Origin of the sequence: Sinomonas sp. (assembly GCF_051955515.1) — a bacterium.
Lineage (GTDB): Bacteria > Actinomycetota > Actinomycetes > Actinomycetales > Micrococcaceae > Sinomonas.
In genome coordinates this window covers 1-15,347 of the sequence record NZ_JBQCGQ010000068.1, presented here as the reverse complement: position 1 = coordinate 15,347, position 15,347 = coordinate 1, and the positions used below count along the sequence as shown (strand labels likewise).

At 68.2% G+C, this 15,347-nt stretch carries 12 protein-coding genes; 8 read left to right on the top strand and 4 right to left on the bottom strand.

Annotation, left to right across the window (positions count from 1 at the left end; translation table 11 throughout):
• The first annotated feature begins 166 nt into the window (after nucleotides 1–166).
• Together ACTHL9_RS03830 and ACTHL9_RS03825 are read left to right on the top strand one after the other, a co-directional pair.
• Nucleotides 167–1,522: a DUF222 domain-containing protein gene (locus tag ACTHL9_RS03830; RefSeq protein WP_440517445.1), complete on the top strand. Its 1,356-nt coding sequence runs from the start codon at nucleotides 167–169 to the stop codon at nucleotides 1,520–1,522.
• 143 nt (nucleotides 1,523–1,665) lie between these two features.
• Nucleotides 1,666–2,751 (top strand): LacI family DNA-binding transcriptional regulator, encoded by a 1,086-nt coding sequence (locus ACTHL9_RS03825; protein ID WP_440517443.1) that lies wholly within the window; start codon nucleotides 1,666–1,668, stop codon nucleotides 2,749–2,751.
• Nucleotides 2,752–2,814: 63 nt separating this feature from the next.
• Here the strand turns inward: ACTHL9_RS03825 and ACTHL9_RS03820 are convergent, their stop codons facing one another.
• The 3 genes from ACTHL9_RS03820 to ACTHL9_RS03810 are packed head-to-tail and all read right to left on the bottom strand — an operon-like array spanning nucleotide 2,815 to nucleotide 7,918.
• Entirely contained in the window at nucleotides 2,815–4,158 is a 1,344-nt protein-coding gene (locus ACTHL9_RS03820) for an MFS transporter (RefSeq protein WP_440517441.1), read from the bottom strand.
• 39 nt (nucleotides 4,159–4,197) lie between these two features.
• Nucleotides 4,198–5,859, bottom strand: a complete 1,662-nt coding sequence (locus ACTHL9_RS03815) for a hydantoinase B/oxoprolinase family protein (protein ID WP_440517439.1) — start codon at nucleotides 5,857–5,859, stop codon at nucleotides 4,198–4,200.
• Nucleotides 5,852–7,918 (bottom strand): hydantoinase/oxoprolinase family protein, encoded by a 2,067-nt coding sequence (locus ACTHL9_RS03810; RefSeq protein ID WP_440517437.1) that lies wholly within the window; start codon nucleotides 7,916–7,918, stop codon nucleotides 5,852–5,854. The genes ACTHL9_RS03815 and ACTHL9_RS03810 overlap by 8 nt, the downstream gene beginning before the upstream one ends.
• A gap of 267 nt (nucleotides 7,919–8,185) precedes the next feature.
• Between ACTHL9_RS03810 and ACTHL9_RS03805 the strand changes: the two genes are divergently transcribed.
• On the top strand, nucleotides 8,186–9,307 hold the full coding sequence (locus ACTHL9_RS03805) for an NAD(P)/FAD-dependent oxidoreductase (RefSeq protein WP_440517435.1): 1,122 nt from the start codon (nucleotides 8,186–8,188) through the stop codon (nucleotides 9,305–9,307).
• A gap of 134 nt (nucleotides 9,308–9,441) precedes the next feature.
• On the opposite strand, the gene ACTHL9_RS03800 is transcribed toward ACTHL9_RS03805, so the two are convergent.
• Nucleotides 9,442–10,536, bottom strand: a complete 1,095-nt coding sequence (locus tag ACTHL9_RS03800; RefSeq protein ID WP_440517433.1) for a LacI family DNA-binding transcriptional regulator — start codon at nucleotides 10,534–10,536, stop codon at nucleotides 9,442–9,444.
• Between the two features lie 130 nt (nucleotides 10,537–10,666).
• Between ACTHL9_RS03800 and ACTHL9_RS03795 the strand changes: the two genes are divergently transcribed.
• From ACTHL9_RS03795 to ACTHL9_RS03775, 5 genes are read left to right on the top strand one after another with little or no spacing between them, the layout of a single operon-like run.
• Nucleotides 10,667–11,497, top strand: coding sequence for an ABC transporter substrate-binding protein (locus tag ACTHL9_RS03795; RefSeq protein ID WP_440517431.1), 831 nt, complete (start codon nucleotides 10,667–10,669; stop codon nucleotides 11,495–11,497).
• Nucleotides 11,498–11,504: 7 nt separating this feature from the next.
• Nucleotides 11,505–12,281, top strand: a complete 777-nt coding sequence (locus tag ACTHL9_RS03790) for an amino acid ABC transporter permease (protein WP_440517429.1) — start codon at nucleotides 11,505–11,507, stop codon at nucleotides 12,279–12,281.
• Nucleotides 12,278–13,021 (top strand): amino acid ABC transporter ATP-binding protein, encoded by a 744-nt coding sequence (locus tag ACTHL9_RS03785; protein WP_440517427.1) that lies wholly within the window; start codon nucleotides 12,278–12,280, stop codon nucleotides 13,019–13,021. The genes ACTHL9_RS03790 and ACTHL9_RS03785 overlap by 4 nt, the downstream gene beginning before the upstream one ends.
• Complete coding sequence (locus tag ACTHL9_RS03780) at nucleotides 13,021–14,106, top strand: Gfo/Idh/MocA family protein (RefSeq protein WP_440517425.1); 1,086 nt, start codon at nucleotides 13,021–13,023, stop codon at nucleotides 14,104–14,106. Before ACTHL9_RS03785 ends, ACTHL9_RS03780 begins: the two co-directional genes overlap by 1 nt.
• On the top strand, nucleotides 14,099–15,226 hold the full coding sequence (locus ACTHL9_RS03775) for an NAD(P)/FAD-dependent oxidoreductase (protein ID WP_440517423.1): 1,128 nt from the start codon (nucleotides 14,099–14,101) through the stop codon (nucleotides 15,224–15,226). Before ACTHL9_RS03780 ends, ACTHL9_RS03775 begins: the two co-directional genes overlap by 8 nt.
• The last annotated feature ends 121 nt before the right edge of the window (nucleotides 15,227–15,347 follow it).

Below are 15,347 nucleotides of genomic sequence, written 5' to 3'. Positions count from 1 at the left end.
GCAAGATCGAGCAGGATCTCGATCTCCTCACGGCTGAGGTCGCTCAGTCCGGCCATGGTCCTCCTCCATCCGGCTGGGATCCCCATTGGCACCCCTACCCGCGTTGGACTCCCGTAGACTCACGCACCCGGCTTGTTTTGTCGGTGCCCCGTGATTGCCTTGGGCCATGGGGGAAGACGAGGGGGATCCGTCGGTTCCAAAGGAACCGGAGGGGGAGCCGGAGCGGGAGATCGCGGACGCGCTTGCGTCGGTATCGCCGGCCGCGCTCGCTCACGAAGCGCATACCGCGTACGTCGAGCAGCTGCTCAAGACGGTGCGGGTGCTCGAGGCCTGCGAGTCGAGGATGCATGCGCTGCGGGCCCACGTGGTCTCGGCACTGCACGAAGAAGTCCGGCGCGCTGCGAGCAGTCGGGTCGCGGCCGCTGAGGCTGTGTCGGTGACGGCGTCCGAGATTGCCGCTGCCCTGAACGTCGGTCAGCGCAATGCGCGCTCGCTGGTTGACGAGTGCCTGACGCTGGCGGATCCAGGGCTCCTGCCGGTCCTCGAAGCATTGCGCGAGGGGCGGCTGACGCGTCGGCAGGCGCGGGCTGTGGTGGAACTCGCGGTCGTGGTTCCGCCCCGAAAGAGGGCAGCCTTCTGCGCGGCGGCCGTCGCCATGGCCTGCCCCGATGACCCCTCGCTGGCGCCGAGTCCCGGCGCGCTCGGTCGACGCCTGCGGCGGCTCGTGGAGAAGTATGCGGACGAGCCGTTGGCGGAGCGGAAGGAGCGCGCGGCCGCGACGCGGCGGGTCGATATTGAACCCGCGAAGGACGGGATGTGCTGGCTCACGGCGCACCTGCCGGTGGAGGTCGGGGCTGCGATCGATACGCGCCTCGAGGCTCTCGCCCGATCGCTTCAAGGCCCCGAAGAGGAGCGGGGCATCGGGCAACTGCGTGCAGACGTCTTCCGAGACCTCATGCTGGGCTCGTCGCCCGAGAGCCCGGTGGGAGGTGTGCGGACCGAGGTAGTCGTGACTGTCCCTGCGAGGACCCTCTCAGGGGAGTCGGATACGGCAGCCGAGATCCTCGGTTACGGTCCGCTGGATGCCCCCACCGCGCGGCTCCTTGCGGCGCAGGCCGAGACGTGGACAACGATGTGGGTTGACCCCGGCAGCGGGGCTCCTTTGGCGCTCGGACGACGGCGGTACTCGCCGTCGCTCGCGATCCGCCGCTTCCTCGGTGCTAGGGACCGCGCCTGCCGGTTCCCAGGATGCGACAAACCGGCAGCTGCAACCGAGGCTGATCACACGATCGAGTGGCAGGATGGCGGCGAAACCGACACCGCCAACTTGGCCCTGCTCTGCCGCGAGCACCATCGCCTCAAGTCCCTCGGCCTCTGGAGGGTACGGCACGTTGAGTCCCGGCCCCGGGAAGACCTGTCGTCAGAAGATCACGCCCCGCCCGCCGGAGTTCTCGAGTGGTCGTCGCCCACGGGGCGGCGATACATCACCTACCCGGAGTCGGACGCGCCGCCGCCGTTCTGACAGGCGGTGGTTCTGACGGGCGGTCGTTCTGACGGGCGGTCCCCCTGGTGGGCTGTCGCCGCTGGCCTGTTCTACAGTGGACCAGTCCGTGGTAACGCTCCCAGCGATGGATTTCAGTTCTGGCGAGAAAGGAAGGTGTCGTCATGGCCCGTCCCGCCTCGCCGTCCGTGACGATCATCGACGTCGCGGAACGGGCGGGAGTCTCGAAGTCCACGGCAGCGCGTGCGCTGGCGAACTACGGTTCCGTGAGTGAGAAGACGCGCGTCGCCGTTCAAGCGGCTGCTGAGGAACTCGGGTATCAGGCCAACACTCTTGCGCGGAGCATGATCACAGGCCGGACGATGACGGTCGGCGTGGTCATCCCGGACATCAGCAATCCCTTTTTCGGCAACGCCGTAAGGGGGATTTCGACGGCAGCCCGAGAGGAACATTACGACGTCCTCTTGAGCAGCACCGAGGGCGATGTTGGGCTCGAACGGAGGGCCGTGTCGGTCCTCGCGGGAAAAAAGGTCGACGGCGTCATCATCGCGCCGGTCTCCACCGAGGACACCGAGCACCTTGAGGCACTTGAAGCCAAGGGCGTCGCCGTCACCCTCCTCGACCGCCCGGCGCCCACGGTGGCTGCTGCGTCGTACGTCGCCGTGGACCATCTAGGCGCATCGAGTCTCGCGGTCAATCATCTGATCGATCTGGGCCACCGCGAGATCGGAATTGTGACGGAGGCATCCGCGATGCTGCCCGATCAGGTCGATCCCACCCTCGCTTCGATGCTTCGACCAGCGTCCGCGCGCCTGTTGGGCTACGCGATGGCGCTCCGAAGCGCCGGCATCCGCTATGACCCGGCGCTCGTCGCGTCGAGCGCCTACGCCCGCGCTTCGGCGAGTGCAGCCGTCCGCCGTCTTCTCGAAGCCCAGCCTCAGGTCACCGCCGTCTACTGCACGGACAGCGAGCTCAGCGCTGGTGCGTTCGCCGCCCTACAGGAGCTGGGCATCGACTGTCCCGGCCAGCTTTCGCTCATCGGCTTCGACGACCAGGACTGGGCGACCCTCGTCCGCCCGCGGCTGACCGTCGTCGAGCAGCCGAGCTACCAGCTGGGCCGCACGGCGTTGAAGGAGCTCATCGCGACCATGGTGAATCCCGCGGAACGACGCCAGCACCGCACACTGCGGGGCCGGCTTATCGTGCGCGATTCAACGGCCCGGCCGCGAGCTGCAGCGGCCAAGGCATAGGCAAAGAGCATGGCTGTGGGCCGAAGAGGAATCTTCTCCGGCCCACAGCTCGGAAGGCGCGCTTTACTTTGCGACGGCGGCCGTCGCCGTCCCGCGCATGGCCTTCCGGTGCTCGAGAGCCTTCGGGAGCGCGAAGACCGTGACGAGGATCGAGACGAGGCATGCGACGGTCATGTACCAGCCGAACGAGACGTTGGAACCCGTGATGGAGAACAGCCACACAGCGACGAGACCGGCGGTGGACCCCACGAGCGAGGTGCCGATGTTGAAGTTCAGCGCAGACGCCGTCGCCCGGACTTCGGGCGGGAAGCTCAGCACGTACGCCACGCTCAGCGGTGCTGCCACCAAGTTGTTGATGAGCGTGAAGACGACCACGGCCGCCGTCGCCAGGACGATGGACTTCTCGCCGATCGCGAAGAACGTTGGAACGGTCAGGACGACGAAGAGGCCATAACCCGTGAGCAGCACAGGGCGCGCGCCGAACCGGTCGGCGAGCTGGCCGCCCCACACGCTCGTAATGGGGCCGACGACGTACGTGAGCATCGAGGCGAGCAGCGCCTGAGACGCCGGGAACCCGGCGGTGATGAGCGCCGTGACGAAGTATGCCTGGATCGTGTACGAACCGATCCGCTGGCCGGCGCCGAGGCCGATGGCCTTGAGCATGTCTGCCCAGTGATAGCGCAGGGCAGTGCGCAGCGGGGTCTGCTTGACCTTCTCCTGCTCGGCCTCACGGAGGATCTCCTGGAACTCGGGCGTCTCGGTGACGTGGTTGCGCATGTAGACGCCGATGAGCGCGATCGGGATCGAGAGCAGGAACGGGATGCGCCAGCCCCAGTCGGCGAACGCGTGGCCTGGCATGGCCACGCTCATCACGTAGGCGAGGCCGGCGGCAAGGAAGGAGCCAACGGAGCACGTCGAGTTCAGGACACCGGCAACGAAGTTGGGTCGGCGGCCCTGCTCGTGCTCGAACAGGAAGTTGGCTGCGGTGGTGTATTCGACGCTCGCCCCGACGCCCTGGACGAGGCGCGAGAGCAGGAGGATCGCAGGGGCGGCGAGGCCGATCGCCGCATACGACGGGAGGACGCCGATCCCCGCCGTGCCGATGCTCATGAGCGCAATCGTCAGGATGAGGACGAACTTGCGCCCCTTGAGGTCACCGAGCGGGCCGAGGATGAGGCCGCCGATGGGCCGGATGGCGTAGGAGAGGACGACGCCGATGTACACGGCGAGGAGGGCGGCCGTTGCGTCGCCGGAAGGGAAGAACTGGGCCGAGATGATCGCCGCGAGGGTGCCGTAGAGGGTGAAGTCGTAGTACTCGACGACGTTGCCGAGCATCGTGGACATGAAGATCCGGCGGCGCACCGCGGGAGGCATGGGAGCAGATGGGTCGTGCGGAAGCTGTGACATGGCTTTTCCTAAGAAGAGGTCATTTCTGCGGAGTACAGGTCATTTGTCGGCGGAGAGCTTTTCGAATTGCTGGGGATAGACGGTGCGGGCGTATTCCTCGGAGATCTTGCCTTCGGCGAGGTCGCGGGCGACTTCGCCGGTGGGCCGAAGCTCAGGGCTGCCGTAGCCTCCCGCGCCGGCCGTTTCGATGGCGACGCGGTCGCCGGCTTGGAGCACGGTGTAGCCGTGGTCGATCGGCCGAGCGCCTTCGCTGAGGACAGCTCGGGCGCTCTCGCCCGGCTGGCCGCCGTCGAGCCCCCACGGCTGGGACTTCTGGCGGCTCGTGTCGAGCCAGAAGTGGATCTCCGGGTCCTCGACGCGGACCGCTCGCCGGATGCCGAGGCCGCCGCGATGCCGCCCGCCGCCGCCCGAGTCCTGGATGAGCTCGTAGGCCTCGATCACGAGGGGGTACTCCGCCTCGAGGCTTTCGACCGGAAGGTTGGACGTGTTGGTCATGTGGACCTGAACGCCGTCCATCCCGTCCTTGGTGGCGCGCGCTCCGCAGCCGCCGCCGATCGTCTCGAGGTAGACGAATTCCCGGCCGGTCCGCGAATTCCGGCCGGAGAAGTGGACGCCGGTGTTCGCACCGTTGCTCGCGGCCGTGACCCGGTCAGGGACGGCCGTGGCCAGGGCGCCGTGGATGAGGTCGACGATGCGCTGGCACGTTTCGCTGCGCCCGTTGACCGCGGCAGGCTCCTGGCAATTGATGATGGAGCCCGCCGGAGCCTCGATTCGCACCGGTCGGTAGAGGCCCGCGTTGGGGACGATATCGGCGTCGATGAGGCTCTTGAGCGAGTAGTACACCGAGGCGTAGAGGGCGGTCCAGACGACGTTCACGCTGGCTCGCACCTGCGGCGGGTTCCCTGCGAAATCGAAGGCGATGGTGTCGCCGTCGACCGTGATCCGCACGTGGAGCTCGAGCTCATCGTCCAGCTCAGGGCAGTCGAACTTGTCGCGGAAGGAGTAGTCGCCGTCGGGCATTGTGGCGATGGCCGCCCGGGTACGGCGCTCCGTGTAGTCGAGCAGCTCGTCGGCGGCCTGGACCATGACCTCGCGTCCGTAGCGCTCGCAGAGGTCCTTGTACCGCTGCACCGCGAGCCGGTTCGCGGCCTGCTGGGCGCGGAGGTCTGCCTGCCGCTCGTGGGGGACCTGGCAGTTGAGCAGGATGAGGTTGAGCATTTCCTGCTGCAGGACGCCTTGGCGGATGAGCCGCACGGGCGGGATCCGCAGGCCCTCCTGGAAGATGTGGGCGTGGCCGCGGTCGCCGAAGTCGGCGTGGTGCGCGAGGTTCGCAGCCCAGGCCGTGAGCTCGCCGGCGATGAAGATCGGCGTGGCGAGCACGATATCCGGGAGGTGCGAGCCGCCTCCGCTGAAGGGGTCGTTCCCGATGAACGTATCGCCCTCCTTGATTTCCTCCAGCGGGTACCGGCTCAGGATTCCGTCCACGATGCCCATGAGCGAGCCGAGGTGCAGCGGGGAGCCGCCCTCGTCCTGCGCGATGCCCTGGCCCTTTGCGTCGAAGAGCGAGGCCGTGCAGTCGCGGCGCTCCTTGATGTTGGTGGAGTAGGCGGCGCGGACGAGGGTCCCGCCCATTTCCTCGACGATCGTTGCGAGGGCGGAGCCGATGACCTCGACGAGCACGCTGTCGAGAGGCTTATTCATTGGGAGTCCTTCGGATGTCGATGACGAGGTTGCGGGTGTCGTCCACAGTGCAGACGTCGGAGGGAAGCAGCAGGGTGGTGGTGTCCATCTGCTCGATGACGGCGGGGCCCACGATGTGGTGGCCCACGTCGAGGAGACGGCGGTCGTAGACGGGGCAGGAGACGTAGTCGCCGTGCTCGGCGAGGTAGACCTCGCGCAGGCCGACGACGGTGTCCTCCACCTTGCGTCCTTGAGCGGCGGCGCGCGAGATGGCCGCCCGCGGGACGTCGGCAATCGCCTGGACGCGGAAGGTCACCGCCTCGGCGACTTCGTCGCGGGCGCTGTAGCCATACATCCTGTCGTGGGCGTGCTGGAAGCCCTCGACAAGCGAGGCTATCGTCGCGCCAGTGATGGGACCCTCGGGGACGTCGACGGGGAGCTCGTAGTTCTGGCCCGCGTAGCGCATCTCGAGCCGTCGCAGGATGCTGCGCCGTTCCGGCTCGATGCCCTCCTCATCGAACCACTCGATCGCCTGATCGGTCAGTTCGGTGAAGACCTTGGAGAGGTCGTCCGTGGAGTGCGGCGTGACGCGGGTGATCTGGGTCCGCATGAAGTCGCTGCGGATATCGGTCATGAGCAGGCCCAGCGCGGACTGCGCGCCCGGCGTCTCGGGGACGATGATCCTCGTGATGCCGAGCTCGATCGCGAGCCGCGAGGCGTGCAGCGGACCCGCGCCGCCGAACGGGACGAGCACGTAGTCGCGCGGATCGTAGCCGCGCTGGACCGAGATGACCCGAATCGCGCGCGCCATGTTGGCCGTGACCACGCGGATGATTCCCTGGGCGGCCTCGGGGACCGTCAGCCCGAGCGGATCGGCAATGGACTTGACGGCACGGTGGGACGCTTGGGCGTCGATCTTGAGCTGCCCATCGAGGAGGTACTCCGGGTTGAGGACCTGCAGCACCACGTTGGCGTCGGTCACGGTCGCATCCTGGCCGTTGCCGTAGCAGGCGGGGCCGGGGAAGGCCCCGGCGCTCGCGGGCCCGACCTTGAGGTGATTCCCGCTGTCGATCCAGGCGATGGAGCCGCCCCCGGCGCCGACCGTATGGATGTCGAGCATGGGGGAGCGGATGGGCCGTCCGTCGAGCTCCATGCCCGCGGTGACCTTTGGCTCGCCGTCCTGGACGAGGGAGACGTCTGAGGAAGTTCCGCCCATGTCGAACGTGATGATGTTCGGGCTGCCCGCTTCGCTCGTGATGGCGGCAGCGCCGACCACGCCCGTGCTCGGGCCGGACAGCACGAGCCTGACCGGCATGCTCTCGGCGGCCGGGAACGGGATGATTCCGCCGTTGGACTGGGTCACGTGCGGGGTGCACGTGAGGCCGTTCTCGGCCAGGCGCTGGCGGAGCCTGCTCAGGTAGTTCGCAACGACGGGGCCGATGTAGGCATTCGTGACCACGGTCGAGAGCCGCTCGTACTCACGGAACTCGGGCATGACGTCGCATGAGAGCGAGACGTAGGCCTCGGGGAACTCCTCCGCGATGATTTCGCCGATCTGGCGTTCATGGTCGGGACGGAGGTAGCTGTAGAGGAGGCAGACGGCGATTGACCCGACCTTCTTCGCCTTGAGCTCGCGCACCGCGGAACGCACTTCCTCGTGGTCGAGCGGCGTCTCGATGCGCCCGTCGTGGCGGACTCGCTCCGTGATTTCGAGGCGAAGGTCGCGGGGGACGAGGGGCTCAGGCTTGTCCGCCTGGAGGTCGTAGAGGTGGGGGCGGCGGCCTCGGCCCAGCTCGAGGAGGTCGCGGAAGCCCTTGGTGGTGATGAGGCCGGTCCGCACTCCGCGTCCGGTCAGCAGGGCGTTCGTCCCGACGGTGGTGCCGTGGGCCAGGTAGGAAACCTCGCCGATCGAGCGGCCGCCCATCTGCTCGAGGAGCTCGTTGATGCCGAGCACGATGGCGCGGCCTGGGTCATCTGGAGTCGAGGAGACCTTGCGGACGTGGACCTGTCCCGTGGCCTCATCGAAGGCACAGAGGTCGGTGAACGTACCGCCGGTGTCTACTCCGATTCTGAGGGTCATACTCTTCCTGTCTGAGAGGGGCTGAGAGGGTCTGAGAGGGAAGCCAAGAATTTGGGGAACGTTCCCAAGAAGTGAATGGCTCCACTGTAAAGATGTGGCGTGCGCCACGTCAATGCCAATTTGGGATCCTTCCCAAATTCGTTCCCGAGGGCATTTCGGCCCCTTGACCTCTCCTTGCCCGCCTTCGTATGCTCGAAGTCACATTGGGAACGTTCCCTACTGGATTCCCTCAACCGTTGCGCCGCATCTGGAAAGTGAAGACCCCTCATGACTTCCGCAGCTTCGTCTCCCGCCGTCGTCGTCCTCGGAGGCGGCATCCTCGGCGTCTCGACCGCCGTCCACCTGCTCCGTGCCGGCGCCACCGTCGTCCTCGTCACCGAAACCGTGCTGTCCAGTGAGGCGACGGGCAGATCGCTGTCGTGGCTCAACTCCGCGGGAGAGCGCTCCGAGGCGTATCACCGCCTCCGCGACCTCGGCGTCGACCGCTACCGGACCCTCTACGCGGCGGACCCGAGCCGCGAGTGGCTCCAGTTCGGGGGCGGCCTGCACTGGAAGGCTGCCGGTGAGCTCGCCGAGACCGAGAAGAGGCACGCCGCAGAGGTGCGTCGCGGCTACGACTCGCACCTGCTCACGCCCGACGACGTGGCCCGCTACGTGCCGGGTGTGGACCCCGAGGCGGTCCCTGAGGCCGCCATCTTCAACCCGGGTGAGGGCTGGGTCAGCCTGCCTCATCTGGTCGACTTCCTCATGGAAGAGTTCCACCGTCTGGGCGGAGAGCTCATGCTCCGGGCGGGCAAGGCGGAGGTGCGCGTCGAGGGCGGACGGGCGATCGGCGTCGTGACCGAAAGCGGAAAGCGCATCGGCGGAGACGCCGTCGTCGTCGCGTGCGGGGCTGGGACCCCAGCTGTGCTCACCCAGGTCGGCATCGCCCTGCCCACCCGATCGCCGCTTGCGATGCTCGTTGAGACGAAGCCCGTGGAGCATGAGCTCAGGAGCGTCCTCAACACCCCGCGCGTCGCGATCCGCCCAAACCCCGGCGGCACGCTCGCCCTTGACCATGACTGGTACGGGGACCGGCTGGTCGACTACGGCGACGGGACCTTCGGGGTGGACGAAGAGGTCGTCGAGGCCCTTGCTTCCGAGGCCTCGCGGCTGCTGGCTGGGCATCCGGAGGTGAAGCCGGCCTCGTGGCGCGTGGGCTACAAGCCCATTCCGGGAGACGGCCAGCCCGTCCTCGGGCAGACGACGACGGTCCCGGGCTGCTTCGTCGCGTTTTCGCATTCCGGAGCCACCCTTGGCCTCATCGCCGGCGAGCTCCTCGCGGACGAGATCCTCTCGGGTCGGCCGCATCCGCTCCTGACCTCCTTCAGCCCCGACCGCTTCGCGTGAGCCGGCCATGAAGAGGCGTCAGCCCGCGCGTCGAACCACCCTGACGACGGGCGAACATTGTCACCAGAGCGGCTGGTGGGCGTATGACGACGACGCCACCCCACGCTTCATCGCCGAGGGGAGCGTCATGCCGGCTATCGGCGGTCGGCCGACCCGGTGGTGGTTCGTGCTCGTGGGGCGCCAACCGAGGCCCTCCGGACGAGGTGTGGCCTGAGCGGCAGCTGTTCCGCCGGGACGCGATGGCCGAGCCTTCGGAGGAGGACCCGGGCAGCCTCGCGCCCCATGTCATAGACGGGCTGTGCAACCACGGTCAGTGGCGGCTCGACGAGCTCGGTCCAGAGGAAGTCGTCGTAGGCCACGACCGAGATATCGTCGGGGATTCGCAGGCCGCGTCGCTTGATCTGACCCAGCACGCCGAGGGCGATGAGACTATCCGAGCACACGACGGCGGTCGCGGGCTCGGGCTGATCGAGCAGCTCGGAGCACGCAGCGGCCAGCGTGTCGTCGGACGAGGCGTTGAGCTTCACGAGACTTGTGTCCCACTCCGCGCCCGCCTCCAGGTACGCACGCTCGATGCCGCCCACGCGGTCAGCGACGGGCGAGAGCCCGAGGTCCATGCCGTGCTCGTACGGTTCCGGGATCCGGAGGCTCGAAACGTAGCCCACGCGTCGGTGGCCCGCATCGAGGAGGACGCGCCCCACCTGAAGTGCGACGTCCGCGAAGTCGACGCGGACGGTGTCGAGCGCGAGCCCGTGGATCCCGCGGTCGAACAGGACGACGGCGCGGCCCCGCTCCTGCGCCGATTCGAGGTGGGCGGTCTCAGTGCTTGAGCACGGTGCCACGATAAGGCCCGCCACACGCTGCTGAAGCAGTTCCTGGACCGCGCCTGCCTCGGCCTCCGGATCCTCGTCCGTGTTCACGAGCACCACCGTGTAGCCCGCGTCGCGGACCTCGTCGGAGATGCCGCGCAGCGCGAGGCCGAAGTGTGCGTTCTCGATGTCGCCCACGATGACGCCGATGGAGTTGGAGTGGCCTGTCGTCATGCTCTTGGCCAGCTGGTTCGGCCGATAGCCGAGCTGCTCCGCGGCCGCGACCACGAGTGAGAGCACCTGCTCGCTCACAGCCCCGTAGCCGCCGAGAGCGCGGGCCGCCTGAGCCTTTGACACCCCGGCCGCCCTTGCCACATCTGCGACCGTGGCCTCCTTGGCTGTCTGCCCGCGCTTGGTCATTTCCCATCCGATCCGAAAAAAGAGATTGACGCCACACCGTGACGTAAGTACAGTCACATCATCCCCGAAGTTGAGACCGGTCTCAACCTCAGCTGTTGAGACCGGTCTCACTCACAGAACGGACGAACCCATGAAAAGCCTGAAAGCAGCAGCACTCGCGGCGGCAGCCGCCCTGGCCCTCTCGCTGTCCGCGTGCGGCGGCGCGAGCAGCGCCTCGTCGACGGCCTCTGCCAACAACCCCTACGGGCTCATCACGCCCGGTCAGTTCCGCGTCGCGAGCGTCGGCGACTCGAAGCCCTACACGTTCACGGACTCCTCCGGGAAGTTCACCGGGTTCGACGTCGAACTCTTCACCGACGTGGCCCATCGAGCCGGAATCGACAACGTCGTCTTCACCGGCCAGGACTTCTCTGCGATCCTCCCCGCAGTCGCCAACGGGCAGTTCGATGTGGGAGTCGCCGCCATCGGCATCACGGACAAGCGCAAGCAGACTGTCGACTTCTCCGACGGGTACCTCGCCGGCTACCTCACAGTGCTCACCACCAAGACGTCCGGCGTGACCAGCGCGGACGGCGTCAAGGGCAAGCGGCTCGGGGTCGTGCAGGGCACCCTGCAGGAGACCTACGCCATGAAGAACTTCCCCAACTCGAGCCTCGTCCGCTTCCCGGACAACAATGCGGCCGTCTCGGCCCTCAACTCCGGCACCATCGACGCCCACTTCCTCGACTACGAGGCGGCCAAGGACTACGTCTCCAAGTTCGGGCTGGTCGACGCGGCCGACATCCCGTCCTTCGACGCCCCGGCCGGGTTCGCGATTGCGAAGAACAAGCCCGCACTCAAGGACGCGCTGAACAAGGCCCTCAAGGCCGCCATGGACGACGGCACGTGGAAGCGCCTCTACCAGAAGTGGTTCCCGGGCTCGCCCATGCCGAAGCAGTACCTGCCGGCCTCGGACCAGTAGGCGCGCCATGGATCTGTTCGACAACCTCGCGAAGACGTTCTTCGACGTCCAAGCCATGGTGGACGTGCTGCCCCAGCTGCTGCAGGTCGGCCTCGTCAACACCCTCGTCATCTCCATTGCAGCGACCGTGATCGGGAGCGTCCTCGGCATGGTCGTGGCCCTCATGGGCATCTCGCCCTCGGGCTGGCTCCGCTGGCCGGCCCGCGTGTACACCGACCTGTTCCGCGGCCTCCCGGCGATCCTGACCATCCTGCTCATCGGCCAGGGCTTCGCCCGGTTCAGCCAGCAGATCTTCGGGCCGAGCCCCTACCCGCTCGGCATCATCGCCCTGAGCCTCATCTCGAGCGCGTACATCGGCGAGATCTTCCGAGCCGGCATCCTCGCCGTCGACAAGGGTCAGCTCGAAGCCTGCCGCGCGCTCGGCATGGGCTACGGGCGGGCAATGCGCCTCGTCGTGGTCCCCCAGGGCGTGCGCCGTGTGCTCCCAGCGCTCGTCAACCAGTTCATCGCGATCGTCAAGGATTCGAGCCTCGTCTACTTCCTCGGCCTGCTCGTCTCGGAACGCGAGCTGTTCCGCGTGGGCCAGGACGCCGCGGTGCTCAGTGGAAACCTCTCCCCGCTCGTCCTCGCGGGCCTCTTCTACCTCATCGTCACCGTCCCGCTGACCCACCTGGTCAACCACATCGACCAGAGGTTCCGCACGGGGCGTCGGAAACCGGCGCCGCCTGTTTCCGGACTCCGTGAGGTCGCAGAGCTCGAGATCGTAGAAAGCGCAAGACCATGACAACCCACGCCTATTCGGGTGCCGGACTCGAACTCAAGGACCTTACCCTCGCCTACGGCGACATCGACGTGGTCCGGAGCATCAGCCTCCGCGTCGAGCCCGGCACCACCACCTGCGTGATCGGGCCGTCCGGCTCGGGCAAGTCCACTCTGCTCCGGGGCATCAACCGGCTCCATGAGCCGAAGGCCGGCGACGTGCTCCTCGACGGCGACTCGACGCTCGGGCAGCATCCGGATCAGCTCCGCCGGAAGATCGGCATGGTGTTCCAGCACTTCAACCTCTTCCCTGACCACACGGCTCTGGAGAACGTGGCGCTCTCACCATGGAAGGTCAAGGGCCTGCCCAAGAAGGAAGCCCTGCGGATCGCGCAGGAGCGCCTCGACGAGGTGGGGTTGCGGGAGCGCGCGGACCACAAGCCCCGCGATCTCTCCGGAGGTCAGCAGCAGCGCGTCGCGATCGCGCGGGCTCTCGCGATGGAGCCCCAGGTCATGCTGTTCGACGAGGCCACGTCCGCGCTCGATCCCGAGCTCGTGAACGGCGTCCTCAACCTCATGGCGAGCCTGAGCGGCCGGGGCATGACCATGGTCGTGGTCACCCATGAGATGGGCTTCGCCCGGCGGGCAGCGAACCAGGTGGTGTTCATGGACGAAGGCCAGGTCGTCGAGACCGGCACCCCCGAGGAGATCTTCGACCGCCCGCAGTCTGCGCGGCTTCAGCGCTTCCTCTCGGAGGTGCTGTGATGATGGCGCAGGAGCGAAAGATCGCGACGGCGATCGTGGGCTTCGGCGTCTCCGGCGGGGTGTTCCATGGGCCTCTTCTCGGGGCTAACCCGTCCTACAGCGTGGACGCGATTGTGACGGGCAATCCCGCGAGGGTCGAGGCGGCCCGGAAGCGGTTCCCCGATGCCCTCATCGTGCCCGACTATGCCGCTCTCCTCGCGCGCCTCGACGACGGCAGCCTCAAACTCGACCTCGTGGTGCTCGGCACCCCGCCCGCGCTCCATCGCGATCAGGCGATCGCCGCCGTCGACCGCGGACTCCACATCGTCGTCGACAAGCCGTTCGCGCCCTCGGTGGCCGACGCCCAGGCGATGATCGACGCGGCGGCGAGGGCCGGCGTCGTGCTCACGGTCTTCCAGAACCGCAGGTGGGACGGGGACTTCCTGACCGTCGTCGACCTCATCCGCTCGGGCCGCCTCGGCGAGGTGCGCACCTTCGAATCCCGCTTCGAGTGGTGGCGGCCCGAAGGCTTCGGCAACTGGCGCGACGCGGCGGGGGCCGACGACGGCGGGGGCCTCCTCGCGGACCTCGGCAGCCACCTCATCGACCAGGCGGTCCAGCTGTTCGGGCCCGTCGAGGAGGCCCGCGCGGACCTGCGGCGCTACAGCGGCGGCCTCGGAGGCGACGAGGACAGCTTCGCCGAGCTGCGGCACGCCTCAGGCGTGGTGACCCGGCTGTGGATGAACGGGCAGGCTCCGGCTCTGGGCCCGCGGTTCCACCTCCTCGGAAGCCAGGCGGGATTCACATCGTGGGGGCTCGACGGCCAGGAGGCTGCGCTCGCCGCTGGCGCCGACCCCGCGAAGCCCGGTTACGGGGCCGTCCCATCACGAGAGCCGGCGCGGCTCTCGGACGGCAGCTCGGCGATCGACGTCGGCCTCCTGCCCGGCGACTACCCAGCCTTCTACCGCCTGCTCGCCGACGCCCTGCGCCGCGGGGGACCCGTTCCAGTGGACGCCGGCGAGGCCCTTGAGACCCTGCGGCTCATCGAGCGCCTGCACGCGGCAACCCCCATCCAGTCATCACAGAAAGAACCAGCGAATGCCTGAGAACCAGAACCGCCACGTCGTCGTCCTCGGGGGCGGGGTCATCGGCGTGTCCACGGCCGTGCACCTGCTCCGCGCGGGCGCCGACGTCACCCTCGTCACGGAAGGCGAGCTCGCCTCGGGCGCCTCGGGGCGCTCGCTGTCCTGGCTCAACTCGGCCGGCACGCGGAGCAGCGAGTACCACGCCCTCCGGATGGCGGGCATCGACCGCTATCGGACGCTGTTCGCCCAGGACCCCTCGCGCGAGTGGCTCCGGTTCGGCGGCGGGGTCTATTGGGACAAGGGTGACGACGGCGGGGCGACCTTGGGACGGCACGAGTACGAGCGGGCCCACGCCTACGACTCGCACCTCGTGGCACCGGCAACCGTCGCGGACTTCACCCCCGGCCTCAACCGCGAAGCCCTCGCCGAGACCGCCGTGTTCAACCCGGGAGAGGGCTGGGTCAGCCTCCCGCACCTCATCGAGCACCTCATGGGCGAATTCACGCGGCGCGGCGGCGTCCTCAAGTCGAACGTCGGCGCAGCGCGCGTAGAGGTCGACGACGCCGGGCGGGCGAGCGCCGTCGTCACCCCCGCGTTCGGCACCCTCGCAGCGGACGCGGTCGTCGTCGCCTGCGGGGCGCAGACGCCGGACGTCGTGGGGCCGCTCGGAGTGCGGATCGACAATGGCTCGCCGGTCTCGATGCTCGTGGTGACCGAACCGCTCGAGCACAGCGTCAAGGCGGTGCTCAACACACCGCGTGCGGCCATCCGACCCAACCCGGGCAGCACGATCGCCATCGACCACGACTGGTACGAGGAGCACATTGTGCGCGATGCCTCGGGCGCGTACTCGATCCCCGAGCCAGTTGTGGACGAGCTGCTCGAGGAGGCCTCCCGCCTGCTCGAGGGAACGCCGCGGCTCAAGGCGGATTCGTGGAAGCTCGGACTCAAGCCCATCCCCGGCGACGGCGAACCCGTGTTCGGCGAGCTGGAGAAGGTCCCCGGGTGCTACGCGGCGTTCACCCACTCCGGCGCGACGCTCGCGCTCATCGCCGGCGAGCTCATCGCCGGGGAGATCCTCAGCGGGGCGCGGCATCCCATGCTGGCCACGTTCCGGCCCGAGCGCTTCGACCAGAGCTAGAGCGCCTTCGCGCGAATTGTCGGGGTTTGGGGGGGGGGGGCGGCCCGCCCCCCCCCACACCCGGCCAATTGGTGGGGCGGCGGGGGGTGTAAGCGCCCCCGGGGGGCGCCAAGGCGACCCC